This window comes from Frondihabitans sp. OV104 (assembly GCF_057787745.1).
In genome coordinates, this window is sequence record NZ_CM173541.1 from 1,631,305 (window position 1) to 1,646,586 (window position 15,282).

The window sequence follows — 15,282 nt, forward strand, 5'->3', positions numbered from 1 at the left end:
CCTGAATCCTGCCCGTCACCAGTGATCGAGGACCACCTGAAGGGCTTTGTAGAAACAAAGACCGACGGCAATGACCAGAAATCCGGAAACGACTTTGCCTCGCCACAGGGAGCATGTGACAACAAGAGCCACCAGGGTGGCGAATGCCTCGAGAAGGAGGACGCCATCCCAATCTCGATCAAGTCTCCGGCGAACGTCTGCCGTCCCGACGAACGTTGCCACGGCGACACACCAGAGCCACCAGCGCGTCTCGTAGACGCGCTTCTCCACGACAGGGTGTGGTTCGTTGGTCAAGACGCCTCCTTTCGAAGATATCGAAGGAACCCGACGGCACCAGGGACAACAATCCAGAGAGCGGCGGATGTCACCGCGGCCAAGGGATCAGCTCCTGATGCCATCCAGTTCGGGAAACTCGCGGATGCGAAATACCTGCCGCCGCCGTCAGGAACGACCGCGAGCGCGAGATCGAAAACAAGCTCGACGAAGAGGACCACTGCGACCGCCACTGGTGGAGACAACGCAACCGCGCCGATTGCGAACCCGAACAGACATCCCGGCACCACAAGAGCTACGACACCCCACACCATCGCCCAGAACCCACCGAGGACCATCGGTTGTTCGCGGCTGAGTCCCACGGTTAGTCCCGCAGCAACGGCTAGCACGATGGCAACACCGCTGATTCCGAGGACTCCGATGAGGGATGCGGCGATCTTCGCTCGAAAGATGCGATCACGCCGCGACTCCACGAAAAGCGTCTGCTGTATCGCCTGCGTGCGCCAGTCTGATGCAGCGGCGATGGCCGACAGGACGGGCGCGATAATTGCGAACGGCAAAACAGCAGCCGCCGCCGTCTGACTCAGGTCGAGGACTCCCCCTTCTTGGACAAGCAGCCCGAGAGCGCCGAGCCCTACGGCAGCGACGATGCAGACGAGCATCGTGACGATGGACGATCGCGTGTCAAAAAGCTTCCTTAGCTCAAAGGCAATGAGGCGGCTCATTTGGCACCTCCGCGTAGGGGAGGTCGATATTCACCTGAGGCGACAGCAGCGAACGTCTTCTCGAGTGATTCGCCTTGATCGTCGCGGAGTTCGAGTACGGCGATGCCAGCCCGGAATGCACAGAGGCCAACCGCCTCAAGCGGACCATCGATCGCCCAGCTTCCCGCCGAGTATCGATGCGCCCAGCCGGTCTCCGAGAGGGCATCAGCGAGTCGCGCATCATCGTCGACTCGAAGGAGAGTTCGCGTGTGCTCGACGGCTGAGCCACAACTCACATCATGCACAAGCATCCCGCGGCTCAGGATCAAGACGCGATCCGCCACCGCTTCGAGCTCGTTCAAGAGGTGACTTGAGACGACTACGATCCCGCCGGATTCGGCGAACTGCCGCATGACCGACTTCACCCAGGTGATCGCCTCGGCGTCGAGGCCGTTCATCGGCTCGTCGAGAAGGAGAATCGCTGTCGGCCGAAGAGTGGCGAGTGCCAACCCCAGTCGTACCCTCATCCCGAGAGACAGAGTCTTGACAAGACGACTACCAACCGCGGAAAGACCGGACCACTCCAATCGATCATCAGCTCTGGACCGACTCTGTCCAGAAAGAAAGGCCACCAACCGCAGGGTCTCTCGGACCGTTCGACCAGGATGGAGGTTGTCCACTCCCAAGAACACGCCAGTACCGGAGTCGCCAATTCGGGTCAGCTCCGGAGATCCACCATCAATCGTGATCGTCCCGCTCGACGGCTGACCAAGGCCCGACAGGAGCCGGAAAAGCGTGGTCTTCCCCGAACCGTTGGGCCCGGCAAGTCCCACCACGGTCCCGGCCCGCACATCGAAAGAGATACCGCTGAGAGCGTCTCGTTTTCCGTACCGCCTAGTGACGTCTCTGCACACGAGATGCACCATAGGACTCCTTCGAGAATGGTCGCGGCGGGCGAAATGCGAAGATTTCGCCCGCCGCACGGGTTAGTGGGTGAGAACCCAGTCGACGATCCGGCTGAGAATCTCAGTCGCAGAAGCGTTGGCGAGGAACTTGATACCCGAGCGGACCCACGAGGCCAGACTGTTCCACCAAGCCACCGTCTTGCTCCAACCGGCCTTGGCCGCTTTGACGCAGGCCTTCCAGATTGCGACGCCGGCTTTTTTGATGAACGAGATGATCGGACCGATCGGGATCCTGCCCCTCGACGACTTCGACGGCTCCGGAGTATCTGCCGGGATTCGAAGGTCGGCACCGATGCCCGACGGGGATCCGATTGGCGTGACGGAGCTTGCGGTCGAGACAACCGCCGTGGTGGTGCTGGGAGCAGGCGCCGCAACGACTGGCGTCGCTCCGAGACCGATCGAGAGGCTCCCGAGCACGATGCCTGCAGCGACTGAGACACGATTGACTTTCTTCACGCGTTTCCTTTCTGGACGAACATACACATGAAATGTCTCGGTAATACTTCAGCGACGCGAGTCGGCATCTCGGCGGACACACGCGTACCCCGCATCCGTCGCCGGGCGCCGCCGCCTAAAATCGCGAGCATGCACCGCACCCGCGCCTACCGCGACGGATCGCTCGTCGGCGAGGACTTCGCTCTCGACGACGTCAGCGACTACCTCGAATCCGACGACTGCATGATCTGGGTCGACTTCGTCTCGCCCACCCAGGCCGACCTCGACAAGGTCGGCGAGGAGATGAACCTGCACGAGCTCGCCATCGAGGACGCCCTCGAGCACGGGCAGCGGCCGAAGCTCGACCGGTACGAGAAGTTCCTGTTCGCCGTGATGTACGACGTCGACTTCGACCCGGAGTCGGGCGACCTGGCCACCCGCGAGGTCAAGGCGTTCATCACTCGGCGCGCGATGGTGACGATCCACGACGAGTCGTTCGACATCTCGCTCGTCACGAAGACGTGGGACGACAACCGCGACCTCGCCCAGAAGGGCGTCGCCTTTCTCGTCTGGGGCCTCCTCGACCGCATCGTCGACCGGCACTACGACACCGCCGACGCCCTCGACGACGCGATCGACGGCTTGGAGGAGAACCTGTTCGACCTGAAGCAGCAGACGATGGAGATCCAGCGCCGCTCGTTCGCGCTCCGCAAGAGCCTCGTCACGCTGCGGCGCGTCGTGAACCCGATGCGCGAGATCCTGAACACGCTGCTCCGGCGCGACGACACCCAGTTCGCGCCCGACATGGGGCCGTACTTCCAAGACGTCTACGACCACGTGCTGCGGGTGATCGAGCAGACCGACAGCCTCCGCGACCTGGTGTCGACGATCCTCGACACGAACCTCAGCATCCAGAGCAACCGGATGAACCTCGTCATGAAGAAGGTCACGTCGTGGGCTGGAATCATCGCCGTGCCGACGGCGATCACCGGGTTCTTCGGGCAGAACGTGCCGTTTCCCGGCTACTCGCACGAGTGGGGCTTCGCCCTGTCGTCGGTGTCGATCGTGGCGATCTCGGTGGTGCTGTACGCGTCGTTCAAGAAGCGCGACTGGCTGTGACGCACCACCTCCTGCGATCCTGAAATACCGCACTTCTTAACACCGTGTTCACGGGGCGGCCACAGTCGGCGCCTAGCGTGAGCCGCATGATCACGGTCGGCATGAGCACCTCCTGCGTCTATCCGCTCGGCCTCGAGCAGGCCTTCGCGATCTCAGCCGAGGTCGGCTTCGACGGAGTCGAGATCATGGTGACCAACGACCCGGCCACGCACCGGGCGCCGCGCCTGATCGAGCTGGCGCGCGAGCACGGCCAGCCCATCCTGTCGGTGCACTCCCCCGTGCTGCTGCTCACGCACTTCGTCTGGGGCCGCGACCAGCGCACGAAGCTCGAGCGAAGCGCCGAGCTGGCCCGCGAGGTCGGCGCGGGCACCGTCGTCGCGCACCCGCCGTTCCGCTGGCAGCAGGGCTATGCCGAGCAGTTCCTCGATATCGTGCGAGAGGTCTCGGCCGCCTACGAGGTCACGGTCGCCGTCGAGAACATGTTCCCGTGGAAGATCGCGGGCCGCTCGATGAAGGCCTACGCCCCGGGCTGGGACCCGAGCACCATGGACGTCGACGCCGCGACCCTCGACTTCTCGCACGCCTCGCTCTCGGGTCGCGACTCGCTCGAGCTGGCGCGCGCCCTCGACTCGCGCCTCCGTCACGTGCACCTGTGCGACGGGTCGCGGGCCTCGGACGACGGGGGCATCTTCGACGAGCACCTCGTGCCTGGCCGCGGCGTCGAGCCGGTGGCGGCCGTGCTGCGCGAGCTCGCCTCGCGCGACTGGTCGGGCTCGGTCATCGCCGAGGTCAACACCAAGAAGGCCGGGTCGCAGGAACTCCGCCTCGCCATGCTGCAGGAGACAGTCGACTTCGCGCGCTCCGCTCTCGCCGTGCCCCGCGTCGCGCCGTCGGCCCCGGCCCCGTCGCTCCGCACCACGATCGGGACTGGGCACCACTGAAGCCCGTGGTGCCCAGTCCCGATCGTGGGCCTGCGCGTGGCACCGGCGGTAGGGTCGCGGCAATGGACATCGTGCTCGTACCCGGATTCTGGCTCGACGGCGCCTCGTGGGACGCCGTGACCCCGGCGCTGACGGCAGCCGGCCACCGCGTGAACGCCCTGACCCTGCCCGGGCTCGAGTCGGTCGACGCCGACCGCTCCGAGGTCTCGCTGGCCGATCACGTCGCAGCCGTGGTCGCTGCGGTCGACGCGGCCGACGGGCCCGTGGTGCTCGTCGCGCACTCCGGCGGCGCGGCACCCGTGCACGGCGCCGTCGACGCCCGTCCCGAGGCGGTGGTGCGCGCCGTCTACGTGGACTGCGTGCCGATCGGGCACGGCGCGGCGGTGAACCGCGACCTGCCCGTCGTGGGCGGCGAGATCCCGCTGCCGGCGTGGTCGGCCTTCGACGAGCCCGACCTCGTCGGCCTGGACGAGGGGCTGCGCGCCGAGTTCCGGGCGCGGGCCGTCCCCGAGCCGAGGGGCCCGGCATACGACGCGCTCGAGCTCGGCGACGTGCGCCGCTACGACGTGCCGATCACGGTCATCGCCTGCGAGTTCGGCTCCGCCCTGATCCGCGAGTGGGTCGAGAGCGGCCAGCCGTTCGTCTCCGAGCTCGGCCGGATCCACCGCCGCACGTTCGTCGACCTGCCGACCGGCCACTGGCCGCAGTTCACTCGACCCGACGACCTCGGGGCAGCGATCGCGACCGCGGTCGCCGGCGCCTAAAGCAGCACGAGCGCGAGCACCGAGAGCGGCAGCATCACGACCGTCAGGCCGAGCCCCGCGAGCAGGAACCGCTTCCACGGCACCTCCACGCCGAGCGAGACCAGGCGCCCGTGCCACAGCAGGGTCGCCAAGGACGCCCACGGCGTCACGATGCACCCCAGGTTCACGCCGATCAGGATCGCGACGAGGCGGAGCTCGCTGCCGCCGACCGGCTCGAGCGCGAGGTAGGCCGGCAGGTTGTTGGCTGTGTTCGCCGACAGAGCCGCGCCCCCGGCGAGACGGAGCAGGTCGGGGAACGACGTGCCGGTGCCGACGATGTCGCCGAGCAGGGTGGCGAGGCCGAGCGCCTGCGCCGCGGCGACGACGACGAAGAGCCCCGACGCGAACAGGAGGGTGCCCCACGGCACGAGGGTGAGGCGCAGGGCGGAGGGCTTCCGCACGGCGAAGGCCACCACGAGCACGAGGGCGGCCGCCGCCGCGGGGATCCAGACGGCGACACCGGAGACGAGCGCGGGGACGAGCAGCACGACCACCACCGCGGCGATGACGAAGAGCCCGCGGTCGGGAGCCGGAGTTCCTGCGACCCTCTCGAACCGTGCGCCGAGCTCGCGGCGGTAGCGCACGCCCACGGCGACGACCGGCACCAGGATCCCGACGGCCGCCGCCGGGGCGACCAGCGCCGCGTATGCGAGCGGGGCGGGGTTGCCGAGCGCGTGCACGGCGAGCAGGTTGGTCAGGTTCGACACCGGCAGCAGGAGCGAGCCGCAGTTCGCGATCCAGACGGTGGTGAAGGCGAACGGCAGCGGAGAGGCGCCGACCTTCCGGGCCACGAGGACCACGACCGGCGTGAGCAGCACGGCTGTCGTGTCGAGCGACAGGAAGACGGTGCACAGCACGGCGAGCAGCACGACCAGGAGCCAGAGCACCCAGACGCGGCCGCCGGCCACTCGGGCAGCGACGTCGGCGAGGCCGGCGAACAGGCCGGCTTCGGCTGCGAGGTCGGCGACGATCGTGAGGCCGATGACGAAGCCGAGGACGGGGGCGACCCGGTCGAGGAGGGCGAGGAGGGCGTCGGGCGAGAGCACACCGGTGAGGGCGGCGACGGCGCCGATCACAGCGAGGCCCGCACCGATGAGGGCAGTTTTCACTGCGTCAGTGTGCCATGCCCAGAGGTCGTCATCTGTATTGGACGACCCAGGCGACCTGGACGTGCCCCTGAGCGGACGCCGACACGGCCTTGCCGTCGGTGTTCGTCTCGACCTGGAGGTGACGTCGTGCGAGGGACCGTCGAAGGCGTTCGTCGACGAGCCCACGACCTTGGAGGCCGGGTAGATGGCGCCCGCCAGGTTGCCGTCGGGCCAGTCGATCTCGCCGTCGCTCCAGTCGTCGGAGGTCGGCCAGAGCAGGAAGGCGAGCTTGTACCCGGCGACCCGGCCGCGCGCGGCGTCCGTGGTGAAGTTCTGGGAGTACGACGGGGTCCACGTCGTGCCGTTCGACACGACCGGGCCGGTGGGCATGGCGGTGGAGGCCGTCGCGGCACCGGCGGTCTGGTCGGGGCTCCCGGCTGAGACGAACCCGCCGACGACGGCTGCGGCCGCGGCGAGTCCGACAAGAGCCCTGGCTCGTGGTCGCATCCGGACACAGTAGCGAGCGGTCGTTACCGGGGTGTGTCCGGGTAGGTTTGACGTCAACGACGTCTAGGAGTCAAAGTTGCGCAAGTTCCTCTTCAACGGTGCCATCATCAGTGCGGCCTTCTCGGGCTTCAGCGCCCTCAAGGCCACGGCGAGCGGCCCCCGCGATTGGCGCCTCCTGCTCCTCTGGGTGAGCTGGGCCGCGTCAACCGCCATCGCCATCGGCAACGTGGTCGACGCGGCGAACCACGCCGACGACGACGCCTAGTCGTTCCCCGGGGCGTCCCGCTCGACGATCGCACTCCGCTCGACGATAGGGATGGCCGACGTGAACAGCGCCGCCCGCTCGGTGTCGGCGTGCTCGCCGGTGAACAGCCCGCCCTCGGCCGCCGTCGACTTCGTCGCGCGCCGCGACGGGACCTCCGCGGCCACCTGCTCGACCCGCGTGCGCGGCATCGACTGGGGGCTCTTCTCGTGCATCCACGTGACGAGCTCCTCGCGCACCAGGCAGCGGAGGTCGAAGAGAACGGCCGCATCGACGGCCGACACCAGGATGCGCACGTGCACGAATCCGCCGACCGCGTCGGTGACCTGAAGCACCTTGACCCGTTTGTCCCACAGGTCGGTTGCGGCCAGGATCCGGTCGAGCTCCTCGCGCATGGCCCCCGGGGCGATGCGCCAGTCGAGGTCGAAGTCGACCTGGCCGAGCAGCTCCGAGTTGCGCCGTGTCCAGCTCTCGAACGGCGTCGTCGTGAAGTAGGTCGACGGCAAGACCATGCGCCGGTCGTCCCAGATGTGCACCACGACGTAGGTGAGGGTGATCTCCTCGATGCGACCCCACTGCGTCTCGACGATCACGACGTCGTCGACGCGGAGCGCGTCGCTGAAGGCGAGCTGGATCCCGGCGAACACGTTCGACAGCGTCGACTGCGCGGCGAGACCGGCGATGACCGAGACGAGCCCGGCGCTGGCCAGCACGCTCGCGCCGACGGCCTCCACACCCGGGAACCCCAGCAGGATCGCGCCGGCCGCGATGATCACGATCGCCGCCACGGTGAGGCGCCGGATCAGCAGCACCTGCGTGCGAAGCCGCCGCGCCACCCGGTTGTCGGGCTGGTCGAGGCGGTACCGAGCGAGGCCCAGGTCTTCGAAGTAGATCGCGAGCGACGCGATGAGCCACGCCATCGCGACGATCAGGGCACAGCGGAACACCTGCCCGACGAGCGAGTCGCCCGTGTATCCCTTCGGCAGCACGTTCTGCATCGACGACGAGAACGCGATCCAGACGAGCGCGATCAGCAGTGTCGTCCGGAACGGCCGCCGCACGCGGATCACGAGGCGTGACGCCCACGCCTCCCGCTTGGCGATCAGCCGGAAGATCAGCGACACCACCGCCGAGACGATGAAGGCGATGAGGACGGCCGCAGCGACGGCCAGAACGGGTTGCAACCAGGTCATCGTCCAAGCCTGTCAGCGAACGACGCCTGTCGCGCGATTCAGGGCGCAGGAACTCGGGATGGCCAGTTCATTGCCAGGGCGGAAGCGCGTCGATTCAGATGCTGCGGGGGCGCTGGCGCAGCGCCTCCTGTGCGAGACCCCGGGTCGCGTAGGTGCCGAGCAGCGTCGCCGACGCGAGGTGCGATCCGCGGAGGGCGGAGTAGCCGTTCCAGTCGCTGCGGACGAAGCCCAGGATGGCGTCGTCGCTGGAGACCTGCACCAGGTGGTCGGTGAGTGCGCGAGTCGTCACCCGGACCGGGCGGCGAGCGAAATCTAGTCGTTCAAGTGTCACGACGCCCAAGTTATCCGGGCGGCCCTCGCGGAGCCCTGGGACTTCGCTGTCGTTTCGCTGTTTGTACCCCGCAGTCCTCCTTAACGCCGACTGGCCCGCCGGTGAATGCGCCAGTACCGTGCCGCAATGAGTACCCCCATAAAGGGGGGGCCGAGCGCCCCCGAAGGCAAGCCCGCTGACGAGTTCGTCGCACAGGACTTCTCGCACGAGCAAGAGGGATTCCATCAGGGGCTGAAGCCTCGCCAGCTGCAGATGATAGCGATCGGCGGGGCAATCGGAACGGGCCTGTTCCTCGGCGCGGGCGGGCGTCTCGCCACCGCCGGGCCTGCGCTCGCCATCGTCTTCGCCATCTGCGGCCTGTTCGCGTTCTTCATCCTCCGCGCTCTCGGCGAGCTCGTGCTCCACCGTCCGTCGTCGGGCTCGTTCATCTCGTACGCTCGGGAGTTCTTCGGCGAGAAGTTCGCGTACGCGGCCGGCTGGATGTACTTCCTGAACTGGGCGATGACCGCGATCGTCGACACCACGGCCGTTGCGCTCTACCTGCAGTACTGGAAGGCGTTCACCTCGGCCCCGCAGTGGCTCCTCGCCCTCATCGCTCTCGCCGTCGTGCTCAGCCTCAACCTCGTGGCCGTCAAGGTCTTCGGCGAGATGGAGTTCTGGTTCGCGCTCATCAAGGTGACGGCGCTCGTGATCTTCCTCGTGATCGGCGTGATCTGGCTGGCGGCGGCCTTCCCGGTGACGCACGACGGGTCGTCGATCGACACGGGGCTGGCGGTCCTCCGCGACAACGGCGGCATTCTGCCGCAGGGTCTGCTCCCGGCCGTCCTCATCGTGCAGGGCGTCGTCTTCGCCTACGCGGCCATCGAGCTCGTCGGAACGGCGTCGGGCGAGACGCAGAACCCCGAGAAGGTCGTGCCCCGCGCGATCAACACCGTCATCATCCGCATCGCCGTCTTCTACGTCGGCTCGCTCGTGCTCCTCGCCCTCCTGCTCCCCTATACGGCGTACAAGGCCGGCGAGAGTCCGTTCGTCACGTTCTTCTCGAGCATCGGCAACCCCCAGGTCGGTCAGATCGCGGGGTCGATCATGAACTTCGTCGTCCTGACGGCGGCCCTCTCGAGCCTCAACGCCGGCCTGTACTCGACCGGCCGGGTGCTCCACTCGATGGGCATGAACGGCTCGGCGCCGAAGTTCACCACGGTCATGTCGAAGGGCGGCGTCCCGTTCGGCGGGATCCTGCTGACCGCCGGCATCACCCTCCTCGGCGTCGCACTCAACGCGGTCGTGCCCGACCAGGCGTTCGAGATCGTGCTCAACATCTCGGCGCTCGGCATCGTCACAGCGTGGGCGACGATCATCCTGTGCCAGATGAGGTTCCGGAAGTTCGTCAAGGAGGGCAAGGCGAAGGCGCCGACGTTCCGCATGCCCGGTGCCCCCGTCACCTCGTGGGCCACCCTGGCGTTCCTGGTCGCGGTCCTCGTCCTGATGGCCTTCGACTCGCCGATCGGCACCTTCACCGTGGCGTCGCTGATCATCATCATCCCGCTGCTGATCCTGGGCTGGTTCCTGCAGCGCGACCGGATCCTGCAGATCGCGGCCATCCGCGAGGGCGTCACGGGTCCGTTCCCCGTCACCGGTCGAGACGCCGACCAGCAGGTGCCCCGCGACGACAAGTAGAGCTGCATCGCACCGCACCCGGTGCAACCCACGATCGGGACTGCCCACCACGGCATTGTGTGGTGGACAGTCCCGATCGTGGTTTCAGCGGGCCCGGTCTTCCGTCAGGCGAGGGCGGCGGCGTGCAGCCGCGCCAGCTCGACATAGCGGGCGGCGTTGTCGCGCAGGCCGGCGACCTCGTCGTCGCTCAGCGGGCGGCGCACCTTGGCCGGCACCCCGGCGACGAGCGACCGCGGCGGCACGACGGTCCCCTCGAGCACGACGGAGCCGGCCGCGACGAGCGACCCCGCGCCGATGACCGAGCGGTTGAGGACGGTGGCGTTCATGCCGATGAGGCAGTCGTCCTCGATGGTGCAGCCGTGGACGACGGCGCCGTGCCCCACGCTGACGCCCGATCCGATGACGGTGGGAGTTCCTGCGTCGCAGTGGACCGACACGTTGTCTTGCAGGTTCGAGCCGGCGCCGACGCTGATGTCGTCGACGTCGGCCCGTACGACGGCGCCGTAGAACACGCTCGCGTTCTCGCCGAGACTCGCCCCGCCGACGAGCACGGCACCGGGTGCGATGAAGGCGGACGCAGGAACTCGGGGCGCTCGGCCCCCGAAGGAGATGGCAGTCATCCCCTCACGATGTCACTCAGAAGGCCAGGAGGTTCTCGCGGAAGGTGGCACCGTCGTACGAGTCGCGGATCAGGCCGCGGCGACGGAGGGCCGGCGCGAGCCCGTCGCACACCTCGGTGATGTTCTTGCGGGTGACCGGCAGGGCGACCAGGAAGCCGTCGCCGCCGCACTCCTGCATCATCTCCTCCATCTGCGAGGCGACGCTGTCGGGCGAGCCGATATGGCGGGTCCCGACCGTGGTGCGGAGGGCGAGCGTCTCGCGGAGTGTCTTGCCCTTCGAGGTGCGGGCGAACTCGTCGACCGACGACTGGTGGCCGTTGCTCTTGCCCGTGAGGTCCTCGATGGGCGCATCGAGGTCGTACTTCGAGAAGTCGATGCCCGAGACGTACGACATGCCGGCGAGGGCTCCGTCGAGGTTGGCTGCGGCGGCCGCGTCCATGCGGTCGGCCTTGGCCTGAGCCTCGGCGTCGGTGTCTGCGAGGACCGGCTGGTACAGGAACAGCACCTTCACGTCTCTCGGGTCGCGGCCGTTCGCGATCATGCGCGCCGAGATGTCGTCGCGGTACGCCTTGGCGGCCTCCGTCGTGCGCACCTGGGCGATGATGGTGTCGGCGTGGCGGGCGCCGAACTCCATGCCGGCGGGGCTGCCGCCGGCCTGGCAGATGACCGGGTGGCGCTGCGGCCCCGGCGGCACGTTGAGCGGCCCGCGCGTCTTGTAGAACTCGCCGTCGAAGTCGGCGCGGTGCACCTTGGTGTGGTCGGCGAAGACACCGGCCTGCTCGTCGAACGTGAGCGCGCCCTCCTCCCAGCCGTCCCAGAGCGCCGTGACGGCGTCGACCCACTCGTCGGCCATCTGGTAGCGGAGATCGTGCTCGAAGTGCTCGTCGTAGCCGTAGTTCTGGGCGGCCGCATGCGGGCTCGACGTCACCAGGTTGATGCCGACCCGCCCCTGCGTCAGGTGATCGAGCGTCGTCATCAGGCGGGCGGCGAGGAAGGGCGGGTAGAAGCTCGTCGAGGCGGTCGCGACGATGCCGAGCTTCTTGGTGGCGCCGGCGAGGAGCGGCACGAGCGGCATCGGGTCGAAGCGGATGACGCCGGTCTCGAGGGCCTGGCGCGGAGTGCCCTCGAAGACGTCGGGCAGGACGGACGAGTCTTCGAGCATCATGTAGTCGAAGCCGGCGCGCTCGAGGCTGGTCGCCAGGTCGACGAAGAGCTGCGGGTTGCCGACGTCTTTCGGGACGTTGCCCGACCACTGGCCGTTCCAGCCGTAGGCGCCGAAGCCGGTGGTGAGGAACCAGGCCATGTGGAACATCGTGAATCTCCCGTGCGATCGTGGATGGGTCACTCCAGGATGGACAACGGGTGTTTCGGACGGCCCACCCCTCCGGTTTCGCGATGATTGCGCCGCGCAAGCGCAATACGATCCGAGGATGGGGGCCGGTACCTGACGCTGTGCCCGGCGTTCGCCACGGCGGCATGCGCCGCCGCAGGGCGCGCTTCGCGCGCCGGCGTCCCCGAGCCGCGCGAAACTCCAGCGTTAGACCCTTACGGCGGCGATTGAGGGGCCAACGCTGGAGTCTCGACGACGAGTGCGGGGCGGCGCTAGAGGCCGAGCGCGCGGAGGGTCACGGTCAGCGACCGCGCCGACGACGACGTCGCGTTGGCGTCGTTGTGGGCGGCGGCGTCCTCGTCGGCGAAGTCCGAGATGCCGCGGACGGCGAGGAACGGCACGTCGAACGCGAAGCACGTCTGCGCCAGGGCGAGCGTCTCCATGTCGACGGCGGCCAGCCCCGGGAAGTCGACGGCGACCGTGCCGAGCGTCTCGGCCGTCATGAAGCGGTCGCTCGAGGCGACGAGGCCGGAGTGCACGGCCCAGTCGGCCTCGTGCTGGTCGAGCGCGGCGGCCAGCAGGGCGGGGTCGCCGGCGTAGCGGGCGGGCATGCCGGGGGTCTGGCCGAGGGCGTAGCCGAAGGCGCGGGCATCGGCGTCGAGGTTCGCGCACTCGGCGCCGACCACGACGTCGCCGACGCGGAGTTCCTGCGACAGGGCACCGGCGGAGCCGGCCGACACCGCCCCCCGCACCGTGGCACCGCGCGCGTGCACCGAGACGATGGCCGCTGTGGCGGCGGCTGCGGCGTTGACCAGGCCGATGCCGGTCAGCACCAGGGTGAGGGCGCCGCCGCCGGGCACGGTGAGGTCGCGCTGTACCGAGCGGCCGATGGCGACCGGCGCGCCGACCGACGTGGCGTGGGCAAGGTACGGTGCCGCCTCCTCTTCCATGGCGACGAAGACGAGGGCGGTCGTGGCAGTGGTGGCGGTGCTCATTCGGAGGCTTTCTTTCGATTCGAGACGAGCGCCCCGATGGGACGGCCGAGCAGGAGGAGCAGGAGCGCGTAGAGGTTCACGACGGGGAACACGACGGCCACCACGAGCGCGAGCGCGAACAGGGCCGTCGAGATCACGGCGGGCGTCACCCGGAGGCGGCCGATCGTGGCGGGATCGCCGAGGCCGGGTTCGCGGGTGAGCAGCCAGTCGATGACCGCGGCGGATCCGCTGGTGACCACCATCGTGCCGATGTAGAGGGCCGAGTTGGCGCGCTCTCCGCTGGAGCGGCTGATGACGTTCGCCGCGAAGGGCAGGAACACGATCGACGCGAGCCAGACGAGGTTCGCGTTGACGAGTCGGCGGTTGTACGAGACGGCGTACTCGAAGACAGTGTGGTGCACCGACCAGAAGCGGCCGATGACGGCGAACGTGATCGCGAAGCTGACGACGGCGCCGATGTTGTCGGCGAGCAGCCCGCCGAGGTCGCGCCCCGAGGACTCCCCCGCGATGTCGACCAGCGGCAGGATCAGCAGGGTGATCGCGATCGCGACCGTGGCGTCGGAGAAGTTCACGAGCCGGTCGAGGCCGCGGTCTGTCCTGGGGTGCGCCATGCGATCAGGCTAACGGGTGGACACACGGGTGCCCGGCGGTGTAGTCAGGTGCCAGAGGTCGCGACGTCGCGGCCCGCGAGGAGGACACCGTGGTCGAATTCTTCTGGATCTTCATTGGGGCCGTCGTCGTGCTCGGGGGCGGCATGACGGTCGCGTCGTTCATCGCTCTGCACGACCAGAACTAGCCGACTTCGGGCGCAGGAACTCCGCTCTGCCGCGCCTTCGTTGCGCGGCACGACATACTGGGTGCGTGGCCGATCCGATCCCTCGCCGACCCGACGCCTCACGACAGCGCAATCTGTCGCGCATCCTGCGCCGCATCCACGTCGCGCCCGCGACCCGCAGCGACCTGACGCGGCTCACCGGCCTCAACCGCTCCACCATCGGCACGCTCGTCGCCGATCTGACCGAGCGCGGCCTCGCCATCGAGGACGACGCGAGCTCCGCCGGGCAGATCGGCCGCCCCAGCCCCCTGGTGCGCCCGAGCGACAGACCCGTCGCGATGACCGTCAACCCCGAGATCGACGCCATCACCGTCGGCGTCGTGCAGCTCGGCGGCCGCGTGCTGCGGAAGGACCGCATCGAGGTGTCGCACCGGCCGTCGGTGGCCGAGGCCGTCGCGGTCACCGCCGAGGCCGTCGCGCGGATCAGCGCCGACCTGGCGGGTGACCACGACGTCGTCGGGCTCGGCGCGGCCGTGCCCGGCATCGTGCGGATGCCCGACGGCTTCGTCCGGATCGCACCCCACCTCGGCTGGCGCGACGTGGCGTTCGGCGAGCAGCTGCAGGCCGCCACCGGCCTCCCGGTCCAGGCCGCGAACGACGCGATCCTCGGCGCCCAGGCCGAGTGGATCTTCGGCGCCGGCCGCGGGTCGGACGACCTCCTCTACGTCAACGGCGGCGCCAGCGGCATCGGCGGCGGCATCGTCTCGGGCGGCGCGCCCCTCCGCGGGGCCAGCGGCCACGCCGGCGAGATCGGCCACGTGTCGGTGCGGCGCGGCGGCTCGCTCGACAGCGCCGGCCAGCAGGGCACCCTCGAATCGGAGGTGCACCGGGCGGGGCTGCTCAGGGCCCTGGGCCTTCCGACGGCGAGCCCCGACGAGTTCGAGCGGATCCTGCTCGCCTCGAAAGCGGGGGCCGTGACGAGCGAGGTGCACCGCCAGATCGACAGCCTCGTCGTCGCCCTCGCTACCGCGGTCAACCTGCTCAACCCGTCGCGGATCGTGCTGGGCGGGTTCCTGGGGTCGCTTGCAGCGGTCGACCTGCGCAGGATCCGCGACGGCGTCGCCGCCCACTCGCTCGATCCGCTCTGGGACGGCGTCGACATCCGCCGGTCGCAGCTCGGCTCGGACCTCCTGACGATCGGGGCCGCGCAGCTGCCGATCGAGGCGCTGATCGCGGGCCTCTAGAGCTCCCGGCCGTCTGCCCG

17 protein-coding genes are annotated in these 15,282 nt (G+C 68.8%); 6 read left to right on the forward strand and 11 right to left on the reverse strand.

All coding sequences use genetic code 11. The features are described 5' to 3' along the window. Positions 1–15: 15 nt before the first annotated feature. From AC3CBB_RS07655 to AC3CBB_RS07670, 4 genes are read right to left on the reverse strand one after another with little or no spacing between them, the layout of a single operon-like run. Positions 16–294: a hypothetical protein gene (locus tag AC3CBB_RS07655; protein ID WP_233579813.1), complete on the reverse strand. Its 279-nt coding sequence runs from the start codon at positions 292–294 to the stop codon at positions 16–18. Then, positions 291–998, reverse strand: a complete 708-nt coding sequence (locus AC3CBB_RS07660; protein WP_488626554.1) for a hypothetical protein — start codon at positions 996–998, stop codon at positions 291–293. Before AC3CBB_RS07660 ends, AC3CBB_RS07655 begins: the two co-directional genes overlap by 4 nt. Next, the gene (locus AC3CBB_RS07665; RefSeq protein WP_488626555.1) at positions 995–1,903 is read right to left on the reverse strand and encodes an ABC transporter ATP-binding protein; all 909 of its coding nucleotides are present in this window, start codon (positions 1,901–1,903) and stop codon (positions 995–997) included. The genes AC3CBB_RS07660 and AC3CBB_RS07665 overlap by 4 nt, the downstream gene beginning before the upstream one ends. A gap of 60 nt (positions 1,904–1,963) precedes the next feature. Then, complete coding sequence (locus AC3CBB_RS07670) at positions 1,964–2,398, reverse strand: hypothetical protein (RefSeq protein WP_488626556.1); 435 nt, start codon at positions 2,396–2,398, stop codon at positions 1,964–1,966. A 129-nt stretch (positions 2,399–2,527) separates the two neighbouring features. On the opposite strand from AC3CBB_RS07670, the gene AC3CBB_RS07675 reads away from it, so the two are divergent. From AC3CBB_RS07675 to AC3CBB_RS07685, 3 genes are all read left to right on the forward strand, one after another. After that, positions 2,528–3,496, forward strand: a complete 969-nt coding sequence (locus AC3CBB_RS07675; protein ID WP_123504982.1) for a magnesium transporter CorA family protein — start codon at positions 2,528–2,530, stop codon at positions 3,494–3,496. Between the two features lie 86 nt (positions 3,497–3,582). Further along, positions 3,583–4,437: a sugar phosphate isomerase/epimerase family protein gene (locus AC3CBB_RS07680; protein ID WP_123504983.1), complete on the forward strand. Its 855-nt coding sequence runs from the start codon at positions 3,583–3,585 to the stop codon at positions 4,435–4,437. Between the two features lie 62 nt (positions 4,438–4,499). Further along, positions 4,500–5,201, forward strand: coding sequence for an alpha/beta fold hydrolase (locus tag AC3CBB_RS07685; RefSeq protein ID WP_488626557.1), 702 nt, complete (start codon positions 4,500–4,502; stop codon positions 5,199–5,201). On the opposite strand, the gene AC3CBB_RS07690 is transcribed toward AC3CBB_RS07685, so the two are convergent. Next, positions 5,198–6,835, reverse strand: a complete 1,638-nt coding sequence (locus tag AC3CBB_RS07690; RefSeq protein ID WP_488626558.1) for an SLC13 family permease — start codon at positions 6,833–6,835, stop codon at positions 5,198–5,200. The genes AC3CBB_RS07685 and AC3CBB_RS07690 overlap by 4 nt on opposite strands. Before the next feature lie 76 nt (positions 6,836–6,911). Here AC3CBB_RS07690 and AC3CBB_RS07695 point away from each other — a divergent pair, with 76 nt between their 5' ends. Then, complete coding sequence (locus AC3CBB_RS07695; protein WP_123504987.1) at positions 6,912–7,100, forward strand: hypothetical protein; 189 nt, start codon at positions 6,912–6,914, stop codon at positions 7,098–7,100. Here AC3CBB_RS07695 and AC3CBB_RS07700 read toward each other — a convergent pair. Both AC3CBB_RS07700 and AC3CBB_RS07705 read right to left on the reverse strand, forming a co-directional pair. Then, on the reverse strand, positions 7,097–8,290 hold the full coding sequence (locus tag AC3CBB_RS07700) for a mechanosensitive ion channel family protein (protein WP_488626559.1): 1,194 nt from the start codon (positions 8,288–8,290) through the stop codon (positions 7,097–7,099). The genes AC3CBB_RS07695 and AC3CBB_RS07700 overlap by 4 nt on opposite strands. Before the next feature lie 94 nt (positions 8,291–8,384). Continuing rightward, the gene (locus AC3CBB_RS07705; RefSeq protein ID WP_488626560.1) at positions 8,385–8,579 is read right to left on the reverse strand and encodes a hypothetical protein; all 195 of its coding nucleotides are present in this window, start codon (positions 8,577–8,579) and stop codon (positions 8,385–8,387) included. 168 nt (positions 8,580–8,747) lie between these two features. Between AC3CBB_RS07705 and AC3CBB_RS07710 the strand changes: the two genes are divergently transcribed. Next, the gene (locus AC3CBB_RS07710; protein ID WP_488626561.1) at positions 8,748–10,298 is read left to right on the forward strand and encodes an amino acid permease; all 1,551 of its coding nucleotides are present in this window, start codon (positions 8,748–8,750) and stop codon (positions 10,296–10,298) included. Positions 10,299–10,402: 104 nt separating this feature from the next. Here AC3CBB_RS07710 and AC3CBB_RS07715 read toward each other — a convergent pair whose 3' ends face one another. From AC3CBB_RS07715 to AC3CBB_RS07730, 4 genes are all read right to left on the reverse strand, one after another. Then, the gene (locus tag AC3CBB_RS07715; protein WP_488626562.1) at positions 10,403–10,918 is read right to left on the reverse strand and encodes a gamma carbonic anhydrase family protein; all 516 of its coding nucleotides are present in this window, start codon (positions 10,916–10,918) and stop codon (positions 10,403–10,405) included. A 16-nt stretch (positions 10,919–10,934) separates the two neighbouring features. Then, positions 10,935–12,221, reverse strand: a complete 1,287-nt coding sequence (locus AC3CBB_RS07720) for an NtaA/DmoA family FMN-dependent monooxygenase (protein WP_488626563.1) — start codon at positions 12,219–12,221, stop codon at positions 10,935–10,937. A gap of 299 nt (positions 12,222–12,520) precedes the next feature. Then, positions 12,521–13,243 (reverse strand): 5'-methylthioadenosine/S-adenosylhomocysteine nucleosidase, encoded by a 723-nt coding sequence (mtnN, locus tag AC3CBB_RS07725; RefSeq protein ID WP_488626564.1) that lies wholly within the window; start codon positions 13,241–13,243, stop codon positions 12,521–12,523. After that, positions 13,240–13,854, reverse strand: coding sequence for a TMEM175 family protein (locus AC3CBB_RS07730; protein WP_488626565.1), 615 nt, complete (start codon positions 13,852–13,854; stop codon positions 13,240–13,242). The genes mtnN and AC3CBB_RS07730 overlap by 4 nt, the downstream gene beginning before the upstream one ends. Before the next feature lie 250 nt (positions 13,855–14,104). On the opposite strand from AC3CBB_RS07730, the gene AC3CBB_RS07735 reads away from it, so the two are divergent. Further along, positions 14,105–15,262, forward strand: a complete 1,158-nt coding sequence (locus AC3CBB_RS07735) for an ROK family protein (RefSeq protein WP_488626566.1) — start codon at positions 14,105–14,107, stop codon at positions 15,260–15,262. Positions 15,263–15,282: the final 20 nt, after the last annotated feature.

What these genes read in the sequence shown, in the direction of transcription:
- AC3CBB_RS07715 (WP_488626562.1), bottom strand. Translation starts at nt 10,918, where the DNA reads ATGACTGCCATCTCCTTCGGGGGCCGAGCGCCCCGAGTTCCTGCGTCC.
- AC3CBB_RS07675 (WP_123504982.1), top strand. Translation starts at nt 2,528, where the DNA reads ATGCACCGCACCCGCGCCTACCGCGACGGATCGCTCGTCGGCGAGGAC.
- AC3CBB_RS07685 (WP_488626557.1), top strand. Translation starts at nt 4,500, where the DNA reads ATGGACATCGTGCTCGTACCCGGATTCTGGCTCGACGGCGCCTCGTGG.
- AC3CBB_RS07690 (WP_488626558.1), bottom strand. Translation starts at nt 6,835, where the DNA reads ATGCGACCACGAGCCAGGGCTCTTGTCGGACTCGCCGCGGCCGCAGCC.
- AC3CBB_RS07700 (WP_488626559.1), bottom strand. Translation starts at nt 8,290, where the DNA reads ATGACCTGGTTGCAACCCGTTCTGGCCGTCGCTGCGGCCGTCCTCATC.
- AC3CBB_RS07665 (WP_488626555.1), bottom strand. Translation starts at nt 1,903, where the DNA reads ATGGTGCATCTCGTGTGCAGAGACGTCACTAGGCGGTACGGAAAACGA.
- AC3CBB_RS07680 (WP_123504983.1), top strand. Translation starts at nt 3,583, where the DNA reads ATGATCACGGTCGGCATGAGCACCTCCTGCGTCTATCCGCTCGGCCTC.
- mtnN (WP_488626564.1), bottom strand. Translation starts at nt 13,243, where the DNA reads ATGAGCACCGCCACCACTGCCACGACCGCCCTCGTCTTCGTCGCCATG.
- AC3CBB_RS07660 (WP_488626554.1), bottom strand. Translation starts at nt 998, where the DNA reads ATGAGCCGCCTCATTGCCTTTGAGCTAAGGAAGCTTTTTGACACGCGA.
- AC3CBB_RS07720 (WP_488626563.1), bottom strand. Translation starts at nt 12,221, where the DNA reads ATGGCCTGGTTCCTCACCACCGGCTTCGGCGCCTACGGCTGGAACGGC.
- AC3CBB_RS07710 (WP_488626561.1), top strand. Translation starts at nt 8,748, where the DNA reads ATGAGTACCCCCATAAAGGGGGGGCCGAGCGCCCCCGAAGGCAAGCCC.
- AC3CBB_RS07730 (WP_488626565.1), bottom strand. Translation starts at nt 13,854, where the DNA reads ATGGCGCACCCCAGGACAGACCGCGGCCTCGACCGGCTCGTGAACTTC.